The sequence below is a fragment of the Streptomyces sp. MNU76 genome, from assembly GCF_020982545.1.
In the GTDB taxonomy this organism is placed as follows: domain Bacteria; phylum Actinomycetota; class Actinomycetes; order Streptomycetales; family Streptomycetaceae; genus Streptomyces.
The window spans coordinates 182,091-205,869 of sequence record NZ_JAJKLK010000006.1; the positions used below are offsets into that span (position 1 = coordinate 182,091).

At 71.6% G+C, this 23,779-nt stretch carries 17 protein-coding genes; 5 read left to right on the forward strand and 12 right to left on the reverse strand.

The window, feature by feature from the left end; all coding sequences use genetic code 11:
* Positions 1 to 64: 64 nt before the first annotated feature.
* Positions 65 to 1,645 (reverse strand): AMP-binding protein, encoded by a 1,581-nt coding sequence (locus E4N62_RS16085; protein WP_230215139.1) that lies wholly within the window; start codon positions 1,643 to 1,645, stop codon positions 65 to 67.
* A 467-nt stretch (positions 1,646 to 2,112) separates the two neighbouring features.
* On the opposite strand from E4N62_RS16085, the gene E4N62_RS16090 reads away from it, so the two are divergent.
* Positions 2,113 to 2,994, forward strand: coding sequence for an alpha/beta fold hydrolase (locus E4N62_RS16090; RefSeq protein ID WP_230215141.1), 882 nt, complete (start codon positions 2,113 to 2,115; stop codon positions 2,992 to 2,994).
* Positions 2,995 to 3,034: 40 nt separating this feature from the next.
* Here E4N62_RS16090 and E4N62_RS16095 read toward each other — a convergent pair whose 3' ends face one another.
* The 4 genes from E4N62_RS16095 to E4N62_RS16110 form a co-directional block, all read right to left on the reverse strand.
* Complete coding sequence (locus E4N62_RS16095; protein WP_230215143.1) at positions 3,035 to 3,757, reverse strand: TrkA family potassium uptake protein; 723 nt, start codon at positions 3,755 to 3,757, stop codon at positions 3,035 to 3,037.
* Complete coding sequence (locus E4N62_RS16100; RefSeq protein WP_230215145.1) at positions 3,750 to 5,123, reverse strand: TrkH family potassium uptake protein; 1,374 nt, start codon at positions 5,121 to 5,123, stop codon at positions 3,750 to 3,752. Before E4N62_RS16100 ends, E4N62_RS16095 begins: the two co-directional genes overlap by 8 nt.
* A gap of 243 nt (positions 5,124 to 5,366) precedes the next feature.
* Complete coding sequence (gene nhaA, locus E4N62_RS16105; RefSeq protein WP_230215147.1) at positions 5,367 to 6,683, reverse strand: Na+/H+ antiporter NhaA; 1,317 nt, start codon at positions 6,681 to 6,683, stop codon at positions 5,367 to 5,369.
* Between the two features lie 197 nt (positions 6,684 to 6,880).
* Positions 6,881 to 7,966: a CdaR family transcriptional regulator gene (locus E4N62_RS16110; protein ID WP_230215553.1), complete on the reverse strand. Its 1,086-nt coding sequence runs from the start codon at positions 7,964 to 7,966 to the stop codon at positions 6,881 to 6,883.
* A 559-nt stretch (positions 7,967 to 8,525) separates the two neighbouring features.
* On the opposite strand from E4N62_RS16110, the gene E4N62_RS16115 reads away from it, so the two are divergent.
* The 4 genes from E4N62_RS16115 to E4N62_RS16130 all read left to right on the forward strand — a co-directional run bounded on the left by E4N62_RS16115 (position 8,526) and on the right by E4N62_RS16130 (position 12,958).
* Positions 8,526 to 9,761 (forward strand): sodium:proton antiporter, encoded by a 1,236-nt coding sequence (locus tag E4N62_RS16115; RefSeq protein ID WP_230215149.1) that lies wholly within the window; start codon positions 8,526 to 8,528, stop codon positions 9,759 to 9,761.
* A complete protein-coding gene (locus E4N62_RS16120; RefSeq protein ID WP_230215151.1) occupies positions 9,748 to 10,167 on the forward strand; it encodes a CBS domain-containing protein in 420 nt (139 codons plus the stop codon). The genes E4N62_RS16115 and E4N62_RS16120 overlap by 14 nt, the downstream gene beginning before the upstream one ends.
* Positions 10,168 to 10,315: 148 nt before the next feature.
* Positions 10,316 to 12,250, forward strand: a complete 1,935-nt coding sequence (locus E4N62_RS16125) for an NAD-binding protein (RefSeq protein WP_230215153.1) — start codon at positions 10,316 to 10,318, stop codon at positions 12,248 to 12,250.
* A gap of 48 nt (positions 12,251 to 12,298) precedes the next feature.
* Complete coding sequence (locus tag E4N62_RS16130; protein WP_230215155.1) at positions 12,299 to 12,958, forward strand: hypothetical protein; 660 nt, start codon at positions 12,299 to 12,301, stop codon at positions 12,956 to 12,958.
* 78 nt (positions 12,959 to 13,036) lie between these two features.
* Here E4N62_RS16130 and E4N62_RS16135 read toward each other — a convergent pair whose 3' ends face one another.
* The 7 genes from E4N62_RS16135 to E4N62_RS16165 all read right to left on the reverse strand — a co-directional run bounded on the left by E4N62_RS16135 (position 13,037) and on the right by E4N62_RS16165 (position 23,342).
* Positions 13,037 to 13,348 (reverse strand): hypothetical protein, encoded by a 312-nt coding sequence (locus tag E4N62_RS16135; RefSeq protein ID WP_230215157.1) that lies wholly within the window; start codon positions 13,346 to 13,348, stop codon positions 13,037 to 13,039.
* 14 nt (positions 13,349 to 13,362) lie between these two features.
* Entirely contained in the window at positions 13,363 to 13,542 is a 180-nt protein-coding gene (locus E4N62_RS16140; RefSeq protein WP_230215159.1) for a hypothetical protein, read from the reverse strand.
* A gap of 78 nt (positions 13,543 to 13,620) precedes the next feature.
* Positions 13,621 to 18,549, reverse strand: a complete 4,929-nt coding sequence (locus E4N62_RS16145) for a DNA repair ATPase (RefSeq protein WP_230215161.1) — start codon at positions 18,547 to 18,549, stop codon at positions 13,621 to 13,623.
* 188 nt (positions 18,550 to 18,737) lie between these two features.
* Positions 18,738 to 20,771, reverse strand: coding sequence for an SPFH domain-containing protein (locus E4N62_RS16150; protein WP_230215163.1), 2,034 nt, complete (start codon positions 20,769 to 20,771; stop codon positions 18,738 to 18,740).
* Between the two features lie 161 nt (positions 20,772 to 20,932).
* On the reverse strand, positions 20,933 to 21,421 hold the full coding sequence (locus tag E4N62_RS16155) for a hypothetical protein (protein ID WP_230215165.1): 489 nt from the start codon (positions 21,419 to 21,421) through the stop codon (positions 20,933 to 20,935).
* Positions 21,422 to 21,749: 328 nt separating this feature from the next.
* A complete protein-coding gene (locus E4N62_RS16160; protein ID WP_230215167.1) occupies positions 21,750 to 22,859 on the reverse strand; it encodes an SPFH domain-containing protein in 1,110 nt (369 codons plus the stop codon).
* A 45-nt stretch (positions 22,860 to 22,904) separates the two neighbouring features.
* Positions 22,905 to 23,342 (reverse strand): NfeD family protein, encoded by a 438-nt coding sequence (locus E4N62_RS16165; protein WP_230215168.1) that lies wholly within the window; start codon positions 23,340 to 23,342, stop codon positions 22,905 to 22,907.
* Positions 23,343 to 23,779: the final 437 nt, after the last annotated feature.

Genomic DNA, 23,779 nt, shown 5'->3' on the forward strand with positions numbered 1-23,779 from the left:
TTCTGCGGGAGTTGGGGGCCTACCCCTGTCCCCCGAGCGCCGGACCCGCGAACTCGGACACCGCTCAGGAACGCGCCCGTTCCCGTTCCCGCAGTCGGCGCCGCAGGATCTTGCCGGAGGCCGCCTTCGGTACGGCCTCGATGAACTCGACCCGGCGGATCCGCTTGTACGGGGCGACCTGGCCCGCGACGTGGGCCTTCACCTCGGCGGCGGATATCGGCACCCCGGTCATGGGCACCACGAACGCCTTCGGTATCTCGTTGCCCTCCTCGTCGTCGACTCCGATCACGGCCGCGTCGGCGATGCCGGGATGCCGTACCAGGATGGCTTCGAGCTCGGCCGGCGCCACCTGGTAGCCCTTGTACTTGATGAGTTCCTTGACCCGGTCGACGATGAACCAGTTCCCGTCCTCGTCGACCCGGCCGATGTCACCGGTGTGCAGCCAGCCGTCGGCGTCGACGGTCGCGTCGGTGTCCTCCGGCCGTCCGAAGTAGCCCTTCATGACCTGCGGCCCTCGGATCCACACCTCGCCCGGCTCGCCCTCCGCCACGTCCTGACCGGTGTCGGGATCGACCAGACGTGCCTGCGTCGACGGGAGCAGATGACCCACGCACGCGACGGGCTCGTCCCGGTTGCCGTCGGCATGGATGTGCGAGGCGGGGGACAGCTCGGTCATGCCGTACGCCTGCCCGACCTCCACGCCCAGCCGGTCGGCCACCGCCGCCTGCAGTCCCGCGTCGAGCGGCGCCGCCGCGCAGATGACGCGCCGCAGGTGCGACAGGTCCAGTTTCCCGACCGCGGGGTGCTTGGCCAGCGCGAGCATCACCGGCGGGGCGACGTAGGCGTGGGTGATGCGGTCGCGCTCCAGGCTGGTCAGGAACGCGTCGAGATCGAACCGGGGGTGGACGTACACGGTCGCGCCACGGCGCAGCGCGTTGTTGACCAGCGCGGTCAGACCGAAGATGTGGAAGAAGGGCAGGATCGCGATGACACGGTCGTTCTCGTCGACCCGATGCAGCCCGTTCAGCTGTTCGAGATTGGTGCACAGGTTACGGTGGGTCAGCATCACGCCCTTGGGTACGCCCGTGGTTCCACTCGAATAGGGCAGCACGGCGACGTCCACGGCCGGATCGGTCGAGATCGCCGGCACGGGTCCGTCGTTCAGCAACGCGAGCACCGATCGATGACCGTCCGCACTGTCACAGAGCAGGATCTCCATGTCCCGGCCCGTCTGCCGCCGGACCAGCTCGACCGCGGCCCGCGCCGTCTCGACCAGCGGCGACACGCTCACCATCAGCCGCGCTTCGGCATCGATCAGCTGCTTGGCGATCTCGGCGGGCGTGGCCAGCGGCGACAGTGTGGTCACCGTCCCGCCCGCGGCGGTGACCGCGTAGAGGACCACGGGGAACAGAACGGTGTTCGGCGAGTGCAGCGCGACCACGTCCCCCTTGGCGATTCCCTCGGCGGCAAGGCCCGCCGCGAGCCCGCGGACCAGCGCGGCCAGCTCGCCGTACGTCACCGTTCGTCCACTGGACACGTCCACCATGGCCGGCCAGGTTCCGCGCCCCGAGGCTTCACCGAGCACCCACTCGTGGACGGGACGATCGACGACGGCGACATCCGGGTACTTGCTCCTGAAGATCATGACGACTCCGTATCTCGGTATCTCTGTCTGCTGCGCCGATCGGTACAGCCGGTGGCACCGAGCGGAGCGACAACGGTCTGATGTCGGCACCGGACCTGCCGACGCGTGTCGCTCCCACTCGGCCCCAGGGCCGGACGGACCGGGACCGCTTGATCGTCGCGCCCTCCTCCGCATCGTGGCTTGGTGGAACTCTGAGGCTTTTCTGAGGAGAGGCCGAGGGCGGACTCGACGGCGCCACGGTCACCGCGGCGAACATCGGCCGCCTCGCCTGGAGGCCCTCCAGGCGAGGCGGTCCGCAACCGGCTTGAGCGGTCCGTGGCAGTAGACCGATCTCGGGGTCCACCTGATGCAACGCCAGGCGCTGGGCCCCGGCAACCAGTGCGGCATGCCGCTTGATCAGCCGGAGCCTGAAGATCGCAGGGTCCAGCGGTGTCCCGGGGCCGTGGCTCAGGTCTACCCTGCCGACCGTGCCCTCCATCTACCGCGGCCCGGCGGACCGACGACGTGTACGGGACTGGTGTCTCGAACGGCTCGACAGCTGGGACGTGCCGCACCGACGCGGTGAGATCAGGACGGAGGCCGGCGTCACCAGCGTGCTCCTCGTCGGCGCGGAGCCGGTGGCATCCTCGTCGACGGTGGTGCTGGTGCCGGGAACCAACACCAACGGGGCCGTCTGCCGTCACCTGGCCGGGGCGCTCGCGGCCCGCTGGCCGACCGTCGTGCTCGACGTGCCCGGCCAGCCCGGTCTGAGCGCGGACGTCCGCCCGCGCCGGGGACGGTCCGCGTGGTACGGGCGTTGGCTCACCGAGGCATTGGAACAGGCGGTGCCGGGGCCGGCCCTGCTCGTCGGGCATTCGCTGGGCGGCGCCGTCGTGCTCGCCTCCGACTCCCCGCGCATCGCCGGGCGGTTGCTGCTCTCCAGTGCCGGGCTGGTGCGGCTGCGGGTCCCGTTGGGCGTGGTGGCGGCCACCGTGCCGTGGCTCGCCCGGCCGACTCTGCCGAGGACCGCCCGACTGCTGCGTCGGATGACGGCCTTCGACGAGCGGGTGCCGGACGAGCTCACGGAGTGGATGACGCTGGTCGCCCGCAGCTGCCGCAGCAGTCTCGCCCCTCCCCCGCTGCCGCCCGGGTTGCTGGCGCGACGCCGGTCGGTGCCGTGCGTCGTGGCCACGGGTCGCCATGACGTCTTCCTGCCGCCCCAGCACATCGGACCGGCCGCCCAGCGGCACCTCGGCGCCCGGTTGCACGTCATGGACGACTCGGGTCACCTGCTGCTGGACGAGTCTCCCGACGAGGTCGTCGCCCTGGTGGCACGGGCCCTGGCTTCCGCGTACGGGGACGGCGCGTGACAGGAGACGGACGGCACAGCTCGGCTCGGCTCGGCTCGGTTCAGCTCAGCTCGGCGAAGGTCTCCACCGCGTGGGTCTTGCCGGTGACCACGATGACGTCGCCCTGCTGGACGACCGTGTCGGCGGTGGCGTACGTGAAGTCCTCACCGGGGCGCTTGATGCCGACGACCGTGACGCCGTACCGGCTGCGGACGTGGCTCTGGCCGAGGGGGACGCCGGTGGCGATGTCCGGGGCGACGGTCTTCACCAGGGCGTAGTCGTCGTCGAACTCGATGAAGTCCAGCATCCGGCCGGTGACCAGGTGGGCCACCCGTTCGCCCATCTCGTGCTCGGGCAGGACGACATGGTGGACGCCGAGGCGTTCGAGGATCTGGCCGTGCTGGCGGCTGATGGCCTTGGCCCAGATGTTGGGCACCTCGGCATCCAGCAGGTTGGAGCTGACCAGGATGGACGCCTCGACGTCGGTGCCGATGCCGACGACGGCGCTGGTGAAGTCGTGTACGCCGAGCTGGCGGAGCACCTCGGGATCGGTGCAGTCGGCGACCGCCGAGTGCGTCAGTCCGTCGCTGTACTTCTGCACGAGCCGGGTGTCGGTGTCGATGCCGAGGACGTCCCAGCCGCGGTGCATCAGCTCGTTCGCCAGGGAGCTGCCGAAACGGCCGAGGCCGATGACCGCGACCCGCTGCTCCCCGGCCTGCTGGGCTTGCTGGTGGGCCAGGCGCTTGCGGCGGCGTCGGCGCAGGGAGTTCAGGTAGTTAACCAATGACGGGTCGCTCCTCGGGCAGTTCGTAGCGGCGGACGCGTTCGCGCAGGGCCAGCGCCGAGACCAGGGTGACCGGGCCGAGGCGGCCGATGAACATCAGCAGGACGAGGATCAGCTGTCCGGCGTCGGGGAAGTCGGCGGTGATGCCGGTGGACAGCCCGACCGTGGCGAAGGCGGAGACGACCTCGAACAGCACTCCGTCCAGCGGCAGCGAGGTCATGCTGAGCAGGGCCAGCGTGGCGGCCATGACCAGGCCGACGCCGAGCAGCACCACGGTCAGCGCCTGGCGCAGGCTGTGCGGGGCGAGTCTGCGGCCCAGGACCGTGGAGTTGGGTTCGCCGCGCACCTCGGCGATGATCGCGACGGCCAGGACCGCGAACGTGGTGACCTTGATGCCGCCCGCGGTACCCGCGCTGCCACCGCCGACGAACATCAGCATGCAGGTCATCAGGAGTGTGGAGGCGTGCATGGCCCCGATGTCGAGGGAGTTGAAGCCGGCGGTGCGGGTCATCGCGGAGTGGAAGAACCCGTTCAGCAGCTTCGCGGGCCAGTCGTGCGATCCGAGAGTGGCCGGGTTGGTCCACTCCAGCAGACAGGTGAGCAGGGTGCCGAGGGCGAGCAGCACGACGGTGGTGACGAGCGTCAGCCTGGTGTGCAGGGTCCAGTTGCGGCGTCCGGTGGTGCGGTGGCGGTTGCGGTGGCGGAGCAGTTCCAGGAGGACGGGGAAGCCGAGCCCGCCGAGGATCACGGCGACGGCGATCGGCAGGGTGACCCACGGGTCCTGGGCATAGCGGGTCAGGCTGTCGGCGTGCAGGCCGAAGCCGGCGTTGTTGAAGGCCGACACGGCGTGGAAGTAGCCCAGGTACACGGCCTCGCCGATGGAGTCGCCGTAGCCGAAGCGGAAGCGCAGGGAGAGGACCGCGCCGACCGCGAGTTCCACGATCAGCGTCGTGCCCGCGACGCCGAGCAGCACCCGCCGCACGTCACCGATGTCCAGGCTCTTGGTCTCCGCCTGCGCGGTGAGCTGCAGTCGCAGCCGCAGCTTCCCCGAGACCAGCAGCGCGAGCAGGGAGGCCATGGTCATGATGCCGAAGCCGCCGATCTGGATCAGCGCGAGGATCACGCCCTCGCCGAAGCCGCTCCAGTACGTGCCGGTGTCCACCACGGCCAGGCCCGTCACGCACACGGCCGAGGTGGACGTGAACAGCGCGGTCACCAGCCCCGTGGCCGTACCGTCCTCGGCGGCGAGCGGCAGCGCGAGCAGCCCGGTCCCGAGGGCGATCGCGGCGGCGAAGGCCAGCACGACCGTACGGGCCGGGTGCGCGGTCAACAGCGACCTGCGCGGATGCGCGGAACGTCTCGCCACGGCTCCCCCTCTGCGTATGCACGGTCCGTCAAGGATGGGTAGGGACTTCGTACGGGGTCCGTCCAACCCGCGCGGCCGTCACCCTATCCGGCGACGGCCGGCGAACACGCAGCACTCACGAACCGCTCCGGGGCGGTCCCGGCGGATCCGGTGCGGGCGAGGCCGTGGATTCCGTGCAGGCCGTGGAGGCCGAGTACGCCCCTTCCGCCTGCCACCGTCTCTCCGGCTCACGCCTCCGGCATCTCAGCCCGTGCCCTCGGCACCGTCGCGGCCGAGGGCGGCGCGCTGGTAGATGTCGGGGATGCCGTCGGCGTCCTCGTCCCGGTTCTCGGCCTCCCACAGGCGGCGGTAGACGCCGTTGCGGCGTTTGATCAGCAGGGCCGCGACGGCGGCGGCGATCAGGGAGCCGAGCAGCACGGCCACCTTGACGTGCTCGACGTCGGCCGGATCGGTGAAGGCCAGTTCGCCGATGAGCAGGGCCACGGTGAAGCCGATGCCCGCCAGTACCGCGAGGGCGAACACGTCCGCCCAGGCCAGGTCGGGGTTGAGGCGGGCCCGGGTGAAGCGGGCGGCGAGGTAGGTGCCGGCGAAGATGCCCACCGTCTTGCCCAGCACCAGTCCGAGGACGACGCCCAGGGGCTCCGGTTGCGTGAACACCGCGCCCAGGGCGGCGCCCGACACGCTCACCCCGGCGGCGAACAGTGCGAACAGCGGCACCGCCACGCCGGCCGAGACCGGCCGCAGCAGGTGTTCGGTCCGCTCCCCGGGGGAGGCGTCCTCGTCCTCGTCGCGGACCGTGCGCAGGATCAGGCCCATGGCCACACCGGCCACGGTGGCGTGCACGCCGCCGTTGTACATCAGCGCCCAGATCACCAGGCCCAGCGGCACGTACCACCACCAGCCGCGTACGCGGAACCGCTGCAGCAGGTAGAAGACCACCAGGCCCGCGGCGGCCCCGGCGAGCGCGGCCGGGTTCAGGTCACTGGTGAAGAAGACCGCGATGACCAGGATCGCGCCGAGGTCGTCGACCACGGCCAAGGTCAGCAGGAAGGCCCGCAGCGCGGACGGCAGGTGGGTGGAGAGCACCGCGAGGACGGCGAGTGCGAAGGCGATGTCGGTGGCCATGGGCACCGCCCAGCCCTGTGCGCTGCCGCCGCCGAGTCCGACGGTGGCCAGGTAGACGCCGGCGGGGATCACCATGCCGCACAGGGCGGCGACCACCGGGAGGGCGGCCGTGGCCGGGGTCCGCAGCTCGCCGACCACCAGCTCACGCTTCAGCTCGATCCCGGCGACCAGGAAGAACACGGTCAGCAGCCCGTCCGCCGTCCAGTGCCCCACGGACAGGTCAAGGCCGAGAGCCGCTATCCCGAAGTGTGCGTCGCGCAGGTCCTCGTACGACCCGCTCCACGGGGTGTTCGCCCAGACCAGTGCCACCACGGCCGCCGCCAGCAGCACGAGCCCGCCCACCGTCTCCGTACGCAGGGCGCGGGCCACCCGCGCCTGCTCCGGCCAGGGCAGCAGGCCGAGGAAGACGGAACGCTCACGACGGGGGGCACGCATCCGGGAAGACCTCCACAGGCATCGATTTCCGGGCATACGTGCCCCTTCGACGCCGACCAGACTTCCCGGCACACCCCGCGCCTTTGACGCGTTCTTTACACACTAACCGCCACGGCGCGGGGCATGCGGCCCGAGCGTGTCCGATGCGGGCGGACCGCTGCGATCATCATCACGTTTGGGTGCCCTGCCGGGGCGGGTCAGAGGGGTTTCGGCGGCCAGTCGAGCAGTCGGGCGCCGATCACCGCGGTCTGGAGGGTGTAGCGGTGGACCGGGTCGGACGGGTCGGCGCCGGTCAGTTTGTGGATGCGTTCGAGGCGGTAGGTGAAGGCGCGCACGCTCAGCGACAGTCGCCGGGCGGCCTCGGCGGAGACGCAGCCGGAGTCGAAGTAGGCGGTGAGGGTGTCGAGGAGTGGCTGGGCTCCGCCGCGGGCCTGGCGCAGGGGGCCGAGGGCGTTCTCCACCAAATCGGCCATGGCCTGTCGGTCGCGAGTGAGGACGGGATAGACGAGGAGGTCGGCAGCGCGCAGCACGGGATCGTCGAGTTCCAGGCGTTCGGCCAGGTCGAGGGCGTTGAGGGCCTCCTCGTAGGACTGGACGACGCCCGCCGGGCCGGTGTGCGGGCGGCCGAGCGCCACCTGTCCGCCCCCGGTCGCGGCGAACGCCTGCTTGGCGAAGTACGCGAGGACGTCGTCCTGGTCGCCCGGGGCGACGCAGACGAGTCGGCCGTCCTTGGTGGTGAGCAGGATGCTGCGGTCGCCGAACCGGCCTCTCAGCGCGCGCTCCACCTCCCGGAGCACCGGGTCGCCCTCCTCGTAGGCGGCCGGGCCGCGGGCCACGGCGACCGCGTGTTCGTACGAGAGCCGCAGCCCGTAGCGTTCCGCGCGCTGGGCCAGTCGGCCCAGGTCGCTGCGGCCGTACAGCAGGTCGTCGATGAACTCCCGGCGGGCGGCCTCCTCCTGGCGCACGGCGTGGCGCTGGGCCCGTTCGTAGCCCTCGGTGAACGCGTCGAGAGCCTGCGCGGCGACGGACAGCACGTCGTCCACGATCGGTTCGCTGCCGGTGGGCCAGTGCGCCCGGGTGGCTGTCATGTGGGCGCCGACCAGGGCACGCAGCCCGATCCCGGCCTCGGCCGCCTGTTCACCCAGGGCACGGCGCGAGGCCAGTTCGTCCCGGGAGAGCCTGCGGCCGGTGGCCGAGGCATCGGCGAGGATCTCGGCGTATCCCTCCAGGTACGCCTCGTGTCCCGCTGACCCGCGCCCCTCGGACACGTCCCGTCCCGCCATGTCGGCCCCCCGATCGAATCCGCCCTTGTCGTCGTCTTGACGCACGGTCGCAGGAGCGTACTCCCGCCCGTGCCTGGAGCGGTGCCTGCCCCCGGCAAGGAGATACCGGTTCGGGCGGTTTCCGCAGTGCCCCTGCCACGGGCCGACGCCTCCGCGGCCTGATCGGCGGGGGCCGGAGGTCGTGGAGGTGGACATGACGGAGGTGGGCCATCTCGGCCCTGAAGGGTGTGCGGCGCTCTTCGCGGCTCTGCGGGCCGCCCACAAGCACGGCACACGACTGATCATCACTCACCCCAACGATCAGGCACGGTCGGTCATGCGGAAGATCGGCCTGAACACGGGCGCTCACTCATCCTCTTCCCGACGGAGATCCCGCCGCGCTCTGAAGCTCGCCCCGGACAGCGCACGATGCCGGAACCCGGCAAGAAAGCGGGTCCGTGGCTGCGCGCCAGGAACCTGTCAGCGCCGCGTAAAGAACATGTATGGTGCCCCCGGTGTGCCGGGAAGTCTGGTCGGCGGTCTTGGGAGAGCTCTTTTCGCCGATTCGGGGGTCCTGTTCATGGTGCTCGTCGTGGTCTTCGGGGTGGCGCTGCTGATCGCGGTGCTGCTGTCAGGTCTCGCCGCCCGCACGGTGCTGTCGACATCGCTGCTCTTCCTGGTCGGCGGCGCGCTCGTCAGCGACGGTTTCCTGGGCTGGATCCACATCACGCCGGACAGCGAGATCGTGTCGGTGACCGCGGACCTGGCGCTGTTCGCGGTGCTGTTCACCGACGGCATGCACGTCTCCTTCCCCAAGCTGCGCCAGAACTGGCGCAACCCGGCCCGCGCCCTGGGGCTCGGCATGCCGCTGGCGTTCATCGGCATGGCGCTGATCACGCACTACCTGGTGGGCCTGGACTGGACGACGTCCTTCCTGGTCGGCGCCGTGCTCGCGCCGACCGACCCGGTGTTCGCCTCCGCGATCGTCGGCCGCAAGGAAGTCCCGTCGAAGCTGCGGCAGCTGCTGAACGTGGAGAGCGGCATCAACGACGGCCTCGCCCTGCCCGTCGTCCTCGTCCTGATCGCGGCGGCCGGGCCGACCTCCGGCCACGCCGAGTCGTCCCTGGGGAAGATCGCCCTGGAGCTGGTCCTCGGGCTGCTCTTCGGCATCGTCCTGCCCTACGTCGTCGTCGAACTCGTACGGTTCCGGCTGCTGGGCGCCGAGCCCAAGCTCCAGCCGCTGCTGCCGCTGGCGATCGGCGTGATCCTGTACGCGGTCTGCCACCTCACGCACGCCAACCCCTACCTCGCCGCGTTCTCCGCGGGGGCCGTGCTCACCGCACGCTCGTTGGAGGCGAAGGAGGCGTTCGAGCCGCTCGGTGAGGCGCTGGCGGAGCTGGCCAAGTTCGCGGCCCTGCTGGTCTTCGGCGCACTGCTGACACCGTCGCTCTTCGGTGACCTGTCCTTCGGCGGATACGCGGCGGTCGTCCTGGCGATCGTGCTGATCCGCCCGGCGTCGCTGCTGTTGTCGCTGCTCGGCACGCGGTTCACCCGGCAGGAGAAGCTGGTCGCGGCCTGGTTCGGGCCGAAGGGCTTCGCCTCGGTGGTGTACGGACTGCTGGTGCTCCAGGCCGGGATCCCGCAGGGCGAGGAGGCGTTCACCCTCATCGCCGTCTGCATCGCCTTCTCGATCATCGCGCACAGCTCCACCGACGTACCGATCGCCCGTCTCTTCCACGTCGACGACCTCGCGGGTACGTCCTCCGGTGCCGGCACGCCGTCCGCCACCGAGGAGGCCGACCGTGTGGGCGCGTGACCTCGCCGAGCCCTACCCGTACGTCACCACCGACGAGGACGCCGCCCACGCGGTCCGGCTGCTGGCCCTGCACCGGTTGCCCGCACTCCTGGTCGTCGACACCGATGCCGCGCCGTACGCCCTCGTGCCCTGCGCCCAGCTCGTCGGACGACTCGTGTCCGACGTCCGGGACCACGACGAACCGGCGGGGATCGCCGGTCGCAACGTCGCGGACTGGCTGCCTCCCGGCAGTCCCAGCCCGCCCACGGTCGAGGAGAACGACGACCTCACGCGGGTCGCGGACCTCATCGCGCGGACCCGCAGCCCGTTGGTCGCCGTCGTCGAACGCGACGGCGACCAAAGGTGGTTGGCGGGCGTGGTGACAGCCGCCCGGCTGCTGGAACGACTCGCCGGAGGAGGAGCGTGAAGGGCCGGAAGGCCAGAAGAAGCCGGATGGCCGTCGCCGACGACAGGACCGAGTGGGGTCCGGTCCGCGCCTCCGACGTCGCCGGTGTCCTGGACCGTCGGGGACGTGTACCGGTACGCATTCGTCCTGTCGGGCGGGGAGCGCCCGTATGACGGTGTTCTCGCAATCCGCACGGCGCGTGCCCCTGTCGGGCCACATGATCGTGTGCGGTGACGACGCGCTCGCCGAGCGGCTGGCCGGCGAACTCACCACGGTGTACCGGGAACGGGTCATCCTCGTCGTACCGCCGACGCCCCGGTCCGGCACCGTCGCGCGAGTGCACGCCTCCGCTCTGTTGGGCCGGATGCAGTCCGTGATCGGGCGGACGGACACCGGTCAGGACACGCCGCGCGTGATCGAGGCGCCCGATCCGGACGAAAGCGTGCTGGCCGAAGCCGGCGTGCGCGAGGCGGCGGCGCTGGCTCTGGTCCACGAGGACGACGAGACCAACATCCGCGCCGCGCTCGCCGCCCGTCGGCTCAACCCCCGGCTGCGCCTGGTCATCCGTCTCTACAACCGCAAGCTCGGGCAGCACCTGGAGGAACTCCTCGACCAGGCAGCCGTCCTGGCCGTCCCCGGCCTCGACCCGGCAGCGCTGGACACCTCCACCACCGTCCTGTCGGACGCGGACACCGTGGCTCCCGCGCTCGCGGCCACCGCCGTCGCCGGCACGAGCAAGGTCGTCCAGGCCGACGGGTTGTTGCTGCGCGCGGTGGAACGCACGCCACCGGCCGCGGGCGCAGTGGCCGACCCCGGCCTGTGCACGCTCGCCCTGCTGTCGTCGACCATCGCCGACCCTGCCGGCGCGGAGGGTTCGGACGCCAGCGGCCGGGAGGGGCCGACGCTGCTGCCCGACGACGAGACGGTGGCCGCCGCCACCGGACGCGGCACGGTCGTCCTGGAGACCGTCACCCACACCGGCACCGCTCCCCCACCGGGCCGCCTGGCCGGACGAGGTGTACCGCTCGCCACCCTGTTCCCGGCCCGGCTGCGCTGGTCACTTGCCGGACTGGTGACCTGTGTGCTGGCTCTCGCCGTCGCCACCGCCCTGACCAGCGGCGGTCACCCGCTGCACGCCGCCTACCTCACGCTGCTCGACCTCTTCGCCATCAACGACCCCGCCCTCGACGAGGCCACGAGCCGTCAGGTGCTCCAACTTCTCGCCGGCCTGGCCGGGCTGCTGTTCCTGCCCGTGCTGCTCGCCGCCGCCCTGGAGGCGTTCGGCACCTTCCGCACCGCCTCCGCGCTGCGCCGTCCGCCCCGCTCCCTGTCCGGCCACGTCGTCCTGCTCGGCCTCGGCAAGATCGGCACCCGTGTCCTGTCCCGGCTGCACGAACTCGGGATCCCCGTGGTGTGCGTCGAGGAGGACCCCGAGGCTCGCGGCATCCCGCTCGCCCGCCGCCTGCGCGTGCCCACCGTCCTCGGCGACGTCACCCAGGAAGGCGTCCTGGAAGCCGCCAGGGTCGACCGGGCCCACGCCCTGCTCGCCCTCACCAGCATCGACACCACCAACCTCGAAGCCGCCCTGTACGCCCGCTCGCTCGCGGCCCATCTGCGCGTGGCCCTGCGCCTGTACGACGACGACTTCGCCACCGCCGTCCACCGCACCCTGCGCGCCGCCCACCCCCACGCCCTCACCCGCAGCCGCAGCGTCTCCACCCTCGCCGCGCCCGCCTTCGCCGGAGCCATGATGGGCCGCCAGATCCTCGGCGCCATCCCCGTCGAACGCCGTGTCCTGCTCTTCGCGGCCCTGGACGTCGCCGGGCACCCCCAACTGCAAGGCCGCACCGTCGCCGAGTCCTTCCGCCCCGGCGCCTGGCGCGTCCTCGCCCTGGACACCGCCGCCCCCGACGACCGCCTCCCCGACCTCGCCACCACTCCGGCCCACGACGACACCGAACGACCCACCGGCCTCGTATGGGAGCCGCACCCCGGGTACGTCCTGCGCCCCCAGGACCGGGTGGTCCTCGCCACCACCCGCCAGGGCCTCGCGGAACTCCTCGGACGGCAGCCGCAGCTCCGATCACGTGCCCCCGGCCTCTGACGTGGACACCGACCAGCACCCGGCAACCGCCTGCCTCGGAGGCACCCCGTGAACATCCCCGGCCTCACCGCGTACACCCGGACGCGGCGCACCGCGCGCAGAGACAGCAGACGGCAGCGTCGGGAGGTCCGTGAACAGCGGCTCGGCCTGCTGGCCCGGGAGTCGGCCCCACCGGCCGCGCCGCCGAGCTGGCGGGCCGGCCGGGGAGGACGGGCCCTCGCCGTGCTGTGGTGTGCCCAGTTCCTGTGGTTCGTGGTCCGCCCCGGCGTGGAGGAAAGGACCGGCACCACTCCGGGGGACTGGATCTCCCTGGGCTGGGCCACCATGTTCGCCACGTGGATGGCGTGCCGCCTGGGAATGTGGCGAGTCTCCGCGGGCCACAGTGGTGTGTGGATACGACGGTTCTGGACCGTCAGGTTCCTTCCGTGGCAGCAGCTCAGCCGGGTGGACATGCGGCGGGACGGCCTGCTGGAGTTCTTCGACGGCCACAGGCAACCCATGGCCGGACTGTATGGCCCTGCCTGGCTGAACCGGATCCTCGGCCGTCCCGACACCGGGCAGGAGACGGCCGACGTCCTGACGGTCATGGCCCGTCACCCCCGTCTGCGGCCGGTCACGGATCCGGACCGGCGGCTCAGAGGGACCCCGTTCGTCGTGTGGTCACCCTTGGCCCTGGGTGTCGTCGCCTTGGCGGGTCTGCTCCCCTGACGACAGCCGGGGCCCCGGCCGGCAGGGTTCCGGGCCGTCGGTCAGGGTTCCGGGCCGTCGGTCAGACTTCCGGGCCGCTCAGCGCGAAGCCCGGTTGTCCTTGACCGCGGACAGGACGAAGAGAACGGCCGCGAGGCCGTAGAACCCGAGCCCCGCGAGCATGGCGGCCATGACCACGTCGTACGAGGCGTTCGCCAGGCGGGGCACCCCGTTGGCCAGCATGCCGCCGTACAAGCACAGAAGCGCGTAGGCACGGGGCCGCAGACCGCCGGTGTGCCGACGTCGCATCCACGGCGGGACCCAGCCCCGCAGGAGCGCGATCGCCGGGAGCAGCAACAGGACACTGGCGACGGCCAGAGCGATCCAGTGGTAGAGCGGATTGCCGTGCATGTCGCCCCCTTCATTCACCGGGGCCGGTCGATCAGCCGAACCGCTCCGGCGACCGCGAGACAGGTGATGCCGGCCAGCAGTACGGGAAGACCGGGGCCGGGCAGCACCCACATCACCGCGCCGCACAGTGCGAGCACCGCACCGGCGGCCGCGAGCGAACGCGTGACCGTGCGCCTGGTGAGAGGGCGGGCCATCAGGTGACTCCAGGGAAGAGGAAGAAGAGGAAGGGGACGCTTACCGCGCCGGAAACTATCGCATATGCCAAGGGAATATCAGACCCCCTCCGCGTCGGGGACAGGGTGGGCCGCGTGCCGGGCGTTCGGGTTCGCGAGCAGGCTGCGCGGGTCCGCGGCCCGTGAGATGGCCGACTCGACGGCGGCGATCCGGTCGGCGAGGAGGCCGAGTGCGGCCACCGCGCGCGTGAGCTGGTCGTCGTCCGGGCCGCCGAGGGCCTGGGTGCGGACGTACGCAGCCTTCACCTCCGTCCAGCGGGCGGCCTGTTCCGGGGTGAGCGTGCCCCGCAGTTCGGCCAGCTTGAGGAGGTTCGACTCGGCTCCGGTGGTGAGGGTCTGGGCCTCGGCCGTGTAGTGGTCGTCGATCAGGGCGGCCAGTTCGGACGCGTTCATGACCGGCTGGACGCGCTGGGCGATCTTGTTCATGTTGCGGTAGGAGCCCTGGAGCCGGAAGGGCGGCTCGGTGCGGGTGGTGTCCGACTGCGCGGCGGAGGCGATGTACGCGGCGTTCACCGCGAGGACCGTCTCCCGGATCGTGAGCAGGTGCCCCAGGACCGCGAGGATCCGCCCCAGCTCGGCAGAGGTGTACGGGTGGGTGAGCCGGTCGGCACGGGCCGTGGGGTCGTGCCCGGCGAGCCGGATCAGCAGGTCGAGGTCGGCGCGGTCGCGGCCCGCGAGCGGGGCGAGGACCGGGTGGGCGGTGAGCGCGTTCTCGATGAAGCTGAGCGCGAAGGCGTCCTCCTTGCCGGTGAGGACGTCACCGAGGTTCCACACGTCGGCCCGGTTGGCGAGCATGTCGGGGACGCGGAAGCGACTGCCGGACTCGGTGTAGGGGTTGCCGGCCATGCAGACGGCGAAGCGCTTGCCGCGCAGGTCGTACGTGCGCGGCTCGCCGTCCCGGACGCCCTCGACGCGGCGGGTGGCGTCGCACAGCGGGATGAACCTCTGCAGCAGTTCGGGCGAGGTGTGCTGGATGTCGTCCAGGTACAGGAGGGTGTTGTTGCCCGCCTCCAGCGCGAAGTTGATCTTCTCGATCTCCCGGCGTGCGGTGGCGTTGGGGGCCTCGGCGGGGTCGAGCGAGGTCACGGTGTGGCCGAGGGCGGGGCCGCTGATCTTCACCAGCATCAGGCCGAGCCGGTCGGCGACGTACTCCATGAGGGTCGTCTTGCCGTAGCCGGGCGGGGAGACGAGCAGCAGCAGGCCGCCGGTGTCGGTGCGCCTGGACTCGCCCGTGGTGCCGAGCTGCTTGGCGAGGCTGTCGCCGATGAGCGGGAGGTACACCTCGTCGACGAGCCGGTTGCGGACGAATCCGGACATGATCCTCGGGCGGTGCTCGTCCAGGCGCAGCCGGGCGCGTTCGGCGGCCGTCAGGGTGGTGCGGCGACGCTGGTAGGCGCGGTGGGCGGGCACCTCGTGGGTGCGGAACGCGTGGGTGCGGGCGAGGAGTTCGTCGACGCGGACCGTGAGGGTGCCGCCGGTGAGGCGGGGGTGGGTGCCGAGCAGGCCCTCGACCGTCTCGGTCAGGGGCGCGTCGCACGTGTAGCGGGTCAGATCCGGGCACAGCTCGGCGGCCACCGCCTCCGCCAGGTCACCGGGCGCGAGGTCCGCGCCGGTGGAGGCGGCGTAGGCGGACAGCCACGCCTCGACCAGCTGCCGGCGTGCCCCCAGGTCACCGAGGGCGGTGAGGTCCTCGTCGTACGCCGAAGTCCCCACCGTACGGCGGAACTTGTCGAGCAGGGTGCGGGTGCCCGCGTCGATGACGAAGCCGTCGGCGCCGCCGGTGAGTTCCTCGAAGAGGTAGGCCGCGGCGGCGTCCGCGGTGGGTCCGCCGATCGCTCGCGCCAGCTCGCCCCGCAGGTCGGCGATGGCGGGCGCGAGCCCGAACGTCTCCCGGGCGCGGGCGAGCGACACGGCCCGGCGGGTCCACGCCTCGCGCTCCTCGGCCGTCGTGGCGTGCGCCCAGAACAGCTGGGCGCCGGCGCGGGCCACCGGCTCGTGGCGGAGCGGACCCGCGTCCGCGTGCAGGCGGAGCAGCGCGGTCAGGATCAGGACCGTGTCGTGGTCGTGGACTCCGCGCTCGTATCCCTCGTCGTACGCCTCCTGCGCCGCCCGGCGTACGAGGGCGGGCAGGTTCTCGGCCTCGGCGAGAGCCGTCGCGCCGTGCTCGTCGAGCAGCCGGGCGGCGAGGTGTTCGGCGCGGTAGACGTCCGGGGACTCCGACGGCAGCGGGCGCTCCCAGTACGGGCGGGTCGCGGCGAAGTCGGGGTCGGTGACCGGGGAGCGGTAGTCGGTGGCGGTGATCGCGAAGGCCAGGCCGTCACCGTGCGGCACGAGGGCGAGGTCGAGCGGCTGGGTGTTCACCGCGAAACGGTGGGTGCCCAGGCGGATCGTGCGACCGTCGTCGGTGTAGAGGTCGGTGCGGTCGCGCAGGGCGCGCAGGGCCTCCTGGCGGGCGGCCTTCAGGTGGCCGTCCAGCTCGTCCGCACGTACCTGGTCGCCGAGTTGTCGCAGTTCGTCGGCGATGCGGCGGACCTTGGCGGGCATCGGGTCGGAGGTGAAGTACGTGGTGACGGCGTCCGCGTCGGGGAGGGAGGCGGCGCGGCGGACGACCGTGCGCAGGACGCGGGCCGCCGAGTCGGCGAGGCGCTCGGCGCGGCGGGCGCGCGCGTCGGCGAGGTTCTGCTTACGGGCGGAGAACGTCTCGTGGATCTCGTCGCGCTTGTCGGCCAGCTCCCCGAGGAAGTCGTCGAACTCGGCGGACTCCGCGAACCGCGCCTCCAGGCTCTCCAGCCGTGCCAGCAGGCGGGCGAGCTGCTCGTCGCATGCCTCGGGGGTGTCGGCGGAGGCGAGGGCACCGGTGACCGCCTGCCCGAGCAGGGTGAACTCGGCTGCGAACTCGGCACGTCCCTCGCGGTCGAGGAGATCGCGGCGGCGGCCGTCGAGCACGGCGCGGGCCCGGTTGACACCGGCGAGGACCTCGGCGATCCGCTCCAGGACGGACGTACGGACGGTGGCGTCGCCGATGTCGAGTCCCGCGACGACCTCGGTCACCGTGCCCAGTCCGTCCGCCAGTCGGTCGACGCGGGCGGCGACGGGCGCGGCCTCGGCGACCGTGGTGATGGCGGCGGCGTCCCCGAGGAGGTGCTCGACCTCCGCGTGGTGGTCGGCGAAGGCGTCCTCGCGGGCCAGGTGGGCGACCGCCCGCCGGCCGAACGAGGCGAGGTCGGACTCGACGTCCGCGGCCAGCTCGTCGATGCGGGCCGTGTCGGCGTACCGCATGTCCTTGAGCGTGAGCAGATGCCCCTGCGCCTGCCGGAGTTCGGTCAGGCCGGACACCCAGACGGCGGCGCCCCGCAAGGTCTCCCCGCGCAGTCGGCGCACCACCTGGGCGACCCGGTCCGCCGCCTCGTCGAGCGCGTCGGCGGCCTGCCGGGTGAGCGCCTGTACGGTCTCGAACTCGGCCAGTACCTGCTCGGCCGTCGTCCGCACGTCCGTGAGCGGCTCCCGCAGATCGCCGAGTTCGGCGTCCTCCAGCCAGTGGTAGGAGTCCGCGGCCCGGACGCAGGCCGCGACCAGTGCCTCGTACACCTCGCTCGTCGGGGTCGTCCCGGCGACCGCGCCGGCGATGGAGAGGCAGTCGGAGATGCCGCGCACGAGGTCGGCGTTGCCGACGCGGGCGAGCGGGCCGTCCCCGAGGGGCCGGGCGGCGGCGTGGGTGTCGGAGACGTAGGGGGACCTCCACAGCTGGACCGGGTGGACGCGCTGTGGCTCCTCGCCCTCGGCGCGCAGCAGGATGAGCGTGCCGTCGTCGAGGAGGGCCCAGCCCCGGCAGGTCAGCGGGGTCGCGGTCTCCTTGCGGATCACGTTGTACGGCAGCAGCAGGCTGCGGCCCGCCACGGGGGCGTGGAACGCGAAGAGGACGTCCTCACCGTTGGGTGAGCGGACCACCCGGTCGAACTCCAGGTCGTCGGCCCCGATGCCGTCGAAGATCTTGTGCGTGCCGTTCGCCAGGCAGTAGCCGCCGGGGAAGACGATGCCCTGGTCCTCCGGGAGGCGGCGGCAGGCCGGGCCGATGCCGTCGAGACGGACGACACTCCTGGTGAGCGTGTTGAACACCAGGTACCGGTGGGCGTCCTCCTTGTAGGGCCGGATGCGCAGCAGGACGAGGGTGCCCACCCGCGCGTACGCGATGTCGGCGTCGGCGAGTGACTGCAACGGCTCGTCGACGGGCTCGGAGTGGATTCCCTCGCCCGTCTCCGTGTCGTCCTCGACCTTGACGGTGAGGGCGCCTCCGACAGTCGTGACGAAGATCTCGCCCTCGACGGACACGTGCGGGTGGCGGCCGAGGACATGGGACTCGCGGGTCGCCTCGGTCCAGGTGAAGTCGTGGGCGGGCGGCGGCACATGGTCGCGGTCGCCGCGCGCGTCGAGGAAGGACACCTGTCCGTCGTCGGTGAGCGCCCAGCGCAGGACACGGATGTCGTCGGCCTTCTCGCCGGTACGGAAGACGGCCAGGAGCCTGCCGTCGACACGGCTCAGGCGCAGCAGGTGGGCCTGGCGGTAGTAACGGTGGAGGGCCGTGAACTCCGCCACGAAGTCGGGGTCGTCGAGCAGACCGGGCACGGCGTCGTCGGGCAGCCGGTTCAGATCGCGGTCGTGCAGCGTGAAGACGTCGCTCACGGCCGTCCCGTCCCGCCGGCCGGTGTGGGCGTTGCGGCCGAGGAGCAGCACGTCACCGAGGGAGACGAGGTCCCGGGGCACACAGGAGTGTTCGGTGCGCAGCCGCTCGGTGCCGGTGAGTTCGAGGCGCGTCGAGCCGAACTCCTGGGCGCGGCGGATGTTGAGGGCCTCGGCGCGGCGGGCGAGTTCGGCGGCCTGCGCGGTGAGCCGGTCACGCAGCACGTCGTACGTACCTGTGTCGAGCGCCTCGTACGTGCGGGTGTCCAGGCCCGTCGTCCCGGTGGTCATGCGATCGGTCCCTCTCGGATGTCACTCGGAAGTCTCGGAAAGTCGAAGGAAGTCTCAGAAAGTCGGGGACTTTCCGAAGTCGAGGCCTTCTTGGGCCGGTGTGACGCGGTCCGGAGCTGCTGTCCCCTGTGCGGCAGCTCCGGACCGCTGAGCGGCCCCGGGGCGATGGCCCCGCGCCGCTCGGCCTTTCAGCTCCTGGCGTTGCCGTTCAGCGCGGCGAGCGAGGTGTCCGCGACCCCCAGCTCACCCGCCGTGTCGAGCAGTTGCCGCAGAGCCTGGGAGTCGGCGCCGCCCGTCTTCATCAGCTTCATCAGCAGTGCGGAGACGGTCAGATCCCGTACGTCGGCCGTGGAGACCGAGCCCAGGGCACGGGAGAGGTCGTCGGTGAAGCTCGCCGTGCCGTCCAGCCAGGGCCCCGCCAGTGCCTGGGCGGTCTCGGAGTGCTGGACGAAGCCGTCGACGCCCTTGCCGAGCGAGATCGCCCCGACCAGCCGGTCGAAGAAGACCGACTCCCCGCCGACGATGTTGATGTCGGCGTTCTCCAGGCCGGTGGCGAGCACCGTGGCCTGTGCCTCGGCGACCTGCCGCTGCACGTCCAGCCCGGCCAGGCGGATGTCCTTCTCGGCCGCCAGCCGCAGCCGGTACTCCTCGTGCGTACGGGACGCCTCGTCGAGCGCGGCCATCGCGGCGGCCTTCTCGGTGAGGCCGGCCGCCTCGGCCTTCAGCTTCTCGCCGATGGCCTCGGCCTCGGCGAGCGCCTGTGCCCGCGCGCCCTCCGCCTCGGCCCGCATGCGTGCCTCGGTGGCCTCGGCCTCCGCGCGGCCGGCCTTCTCGATGACCTCGGCCTCCTTGTCACGGACCTGGACGGCGGCCAGGCCCTCGGCGGCGGCCTCCGCCTGGACACCCTCGGCGAGGCGCAGCTTGGCCCGCGCGTCGAGGTCGGCGGTCTTCAACCGGGCCTCGGCCAGGGTGAGTTCCTCGGCGGCCCGGTGGGTGGCGGCCTGCTCGGCGGCCTCCGCGGCCTTGATGTCCTTGACCAGCTTCTCCTGCGCCTCCGCCTCCGCGGCGATGATCACGGCCTGCCGCTGCCGCTCCGCCTCCTCGACGGCCCGCAGCTTCTTGATGGATTCCTCCTGCTCGGCGACCGTACGGTCCACGGCGACCCGCTCGCGGATGACCTCGGCGATCTCCCGCTTCTCCGCCTCGACCTCCTTCTCTGCGGCGATCCGCGTCAACTGGGTCTCCCGCTCCCGGGCGATGACCTCCAGCAGCCGGTCCTTCTCGATGCGCTCGCTCTCCACGGCGATGACCCGCTCGCGGTTCTTCGCGGCGACGGCGACCTCGCGGGCCTGGTTCTCGCGCTGGATGCCCAGCTGCTCCTCGGTCTTCAGGAACGCGCCCTGCGACCGCAGCCGCTCCTCCTCCACCACCCGGGCCGTCTCGGCCTCTTCCCTCGCCCGTACGGTGTCGATCTCCCGCCGCTGCTTGATCTCGGCATCGGCCTGACGGCGCTCCAGCTCCAGGATGGTCTCCCGGGCGTCGACGTTCTGCCGGGTGATCTCCTTCTCCTCGGTGCGCTGGGCCTCGTTGGTGCGGACGTGCTCCACGGCCGTCAGTTCGGTGATCTTCCGGATGCCCTGCGCGTCGAGGACGTTGGCCGGGTCGAGCTGGGTCAGCGGCGTCTGCTCCAGGTAGTCGATCGCCGCGTCCTCCAGGTGGTAGCCGTTGAGGTCGACGCCGATGACCTCGATGATCCGGTACCGCAGCTCCTCACGCTTGGTGTAGAGGTCGGTGAAGTCCATCTGCTTGCCGACGGTCTTCAGCGCCTCGGAGAACTTCGCGTGGAACAGCTCCTGCAGTGTGTTCCGGTCGCTCGCCCGTGCCGTACCGACCGCCTGGGCGACCTTGACGACGTCCTCCACGGTCTTGTTGACCTTCACGAAGAACGAGATCCGGATGTCGGCCCGGATGTTGTCCCGGCAGATCAGACCTTCCTTGCCGGCCCGGGTGATCTCGATGGTCTTCACCGAGATGTCCATCACCTCGGCCTTGTGCAGCACGGGCAGCACGACCTGCCCCGTGAAGGTCACGTCGACCTTCCGCGTCTTGGAGACGATCAGCGCCTTGCCCTGCTCCACCTTGCGGAACAGCTGGGAGAAGAGGAGGAGGACGAGGAGCGCTATGAGCAGGCAGACACCGGCGCCCACGATCATGGCAGTCATGAGAAACATCCTTGGCAGGTGAGGGACCCGAGACCGGGAGTGCCCGGACGTCATCGGGAATCGGAAAGATCAGGAGGGAGCGCATGCCGGGGGCCGGAAGGAGTACGCGCGCTTCCGTGCGCCTCCGGAGGGCAACCCGGGGGCAGGGGCGGGTCTGCGGCTCAGGCGGCCCGACGGCGCGCGTGGAGTTCCGGGGCCGCGTGGTCGCCCTGGAGGAGGCCGCCGTCCGCCCGCTCCGAACGGCCCGTGCGGGACGGCCCGGCGAGGCGCGGCGAGGACGGCCCGGGTTCATCGGGACGGAGGCGGCGCAGCAGCCGTACCACCGATCGCGTCGCACACCATGAGACCGAGGGAGCCGCGACGAGGACGACGAGCCCGGTCAGCGCATGCGCCGGCCCCGACGAAGCCGGCGGTTGCAGCAGGACGACGGCGCCGAGGCTGCCGGCCCAGGCGAAGCCCGTCCACAGCGAGAACGCGACCGCGACCGGGACACCGTCCAGCCCCAGCGCACCGAGGTCGGCGTCCCCGTCGAAGGTGCGTGAGCCGGCGGCACCCACCGCGACCAGCAGCCAGAAGCCCGCGGCCGCCACGAGCGGGACGGTGAACAGGAAAGTCGGAAAGCCTGTGGCGGCCTCCAAGAACGTCCGCATGCCCACCCCCCGGTCAACTCCGTCACACGACCTCGGCACAGCTCCGCAGCCCGGATGCCGGACACCTGCCGGTGCCCGGCATCGAGACCGCGGTCGCGTGCTCCCCTCTGCCCCTATGGTGCCCGCATCCGCTCCTCATCGCATTGCCGGATCCCGGCAGTCTTGGGCGGATCGTCTATGCCGGGGCCCTGCTAAGGAGGCGTCAAGAAACGCCAGGCTTCCTACCCGGAGTCCTGGGTTGCGCAGGGGCCGGCGGGGCGGTCGTACCGGCGCGTGACGTCGCCCCCGCGTCGGGGCACGGGAACGGTTCTCGGTCGGCCGGGGCGGCTCAATCGTCGGAGGTCCGCGCCCGGCGCGGCATCTGCGCCGACTTCGCGGCCTCGGCCTCCGCCTTGGCGTCGCTGACCGCCGCGGCGGCCTGTTTCCCGGCCTCGTCCGCCGCGGCCGCGGCGTCGAGGGACACCAGGGAGCCCGCCTCCAGCTGGGGAGTCCGGAGGTCGTCCGGGGCGGTGTGATCGTCGGCGGTGGCCGCTTCCCCGGACTGCCCCGGGGTCGGGGCGACCGTCGTCGACTCGTCGCCGAAGGCTCGGGTGACGGTGCGGACCGCCTCGGTCAGCTCCCCCGGGATCACCCAGAACGTGTTGTTGTCGCTGCTCGCCAGGTGCGGGAGCGTCTCCAGGTACTTGTAGGCCAGCACCTTGGGGTCGGCGTTGTTGCGGTGGACGGCCTGGAAGACGAGCTCCACCGCCTTGGCCTCGCCGTCCGCCCGCAGGATCATGGCCTGCTGCGCACCCTGGGCCTCCAGGATGTCCTTCTGCTTCGTGCCCTCCGCGGTGAGGATCTTGGCCTGTCGCTCACCCTCGGCGTGCAGGATGGCCGCCCGCTTGTCACGCTCGGCCCGCATCTGCTTCTCCATCGCCTCCTTGATGGTGGCCGGCGGATCGATGGCCTTGATCTCGACGCGGTTGACCCGGATCCCCCACTTGCCGGTGGCGTCGTCGAGGACGGCACGGAGCCGGGAGTTGATCTCCTCGCGCGAGGTGAGCGTCTCCTCCAGGTCCATGCTGCCGATGACGTTGCGCAACGTGGTCACGGTGAGCTGGTCGATCGCCTGGAGGTAGTCGGCGACCTCGTAGGCCGCCGCCCGCGGATCGGTGATCTGGTAGTAGAGCACGGTGTCGATGTTGACCACGAGGTTGTCCTCGGTGATCACCGGCCTGGGGTCGGACGAATAGACCTGCTCGCGCACGTCGAGCTTGGTGTTGATGCGGTCCGCCACCGGCACGACCAGGTTCAGGCCGGGCTGCAGCGTCCGCCGGTACCGGCCGAACCGCTCGATGTTGTAGCGGCGCGCCTGCGGGACGATCCGCACGGTGGAGGCCACGAGGAAGATCACGACAAGGGCCGCGACGAGGAGGGGGATGACGACGGGATCCACAGTGCCTCCGTTGCTGGGTGTTCAACCGCTCAGCCGTTCAGCCGTTCATGGGAGGAGTTCGCGGGGGTAGACGATGGCCGTGGCCCCTTCGATCTCCATGACGTCCACCAGCGCTCCCACCGGGATGACAAGGCTCTCGTCGAGGGCGCGGGCGGACCATTCCTCGCCGGAGAGTTTGATCAGGCCACGGGTAGCGGTGACCTCCTGCATCACCTCCGCCCGCTTGCCGATCAGCGCGTCCGTGCCCTCCCGCACGAGCGACTGCTGCGCCATGTGCCGCAGCGCGACAGGACGCACGATCAGGAGACCCGCCGCCGATGCCGCCGCGAGGGCCACGAGCTGGCCGAGCAGGCCGATGCCCACACCGGCGACCACGGCGGCGACCAACGCGGCGCCCGCCAGCAACCCGAAGACCAGGGTCAGGGTGAAGAACTCCGCCGCACCCAGCGCCGCGGCGGCGAGCAGCCAGAAGAACCACGGCATCGAATCGCCCTCCTTCAGGGGCCTTCTCTACCAAGCTACCTTCCCGGACGCCGGGCAGACAGACACGGCAGCCGTGGTTCTTGTTCGTGGAGGGGCGTGGCCTGATCGGCGTGGTACCCGCGGGCAGCTGAACGGCCGCCGTGATCATCAGCGTTCCCGCGCCACCGCATGAACTGCACAACGGTCCACACCAGCACAGCGGGCGGGCCCGGTCGTCGGAGACCAGGTGGACTCTTCCGGTCCGCCGTGAACGTCCCAACGCCCCGCGTCCAGCTGCCTCCTCACGCGTTGCCCCCTTTTGCGGGTGGCCGGCCGGAGACTTGCGGGGCGCACCGGCCGAGAGGCGATGCGCCCGGCTGGAGGTCGAATCGATGTTCACAGCCCACTCCCGGCGAGCGTCCCGTCCGGGTCACCGGCATCCGCCTCGATCTGCAGTT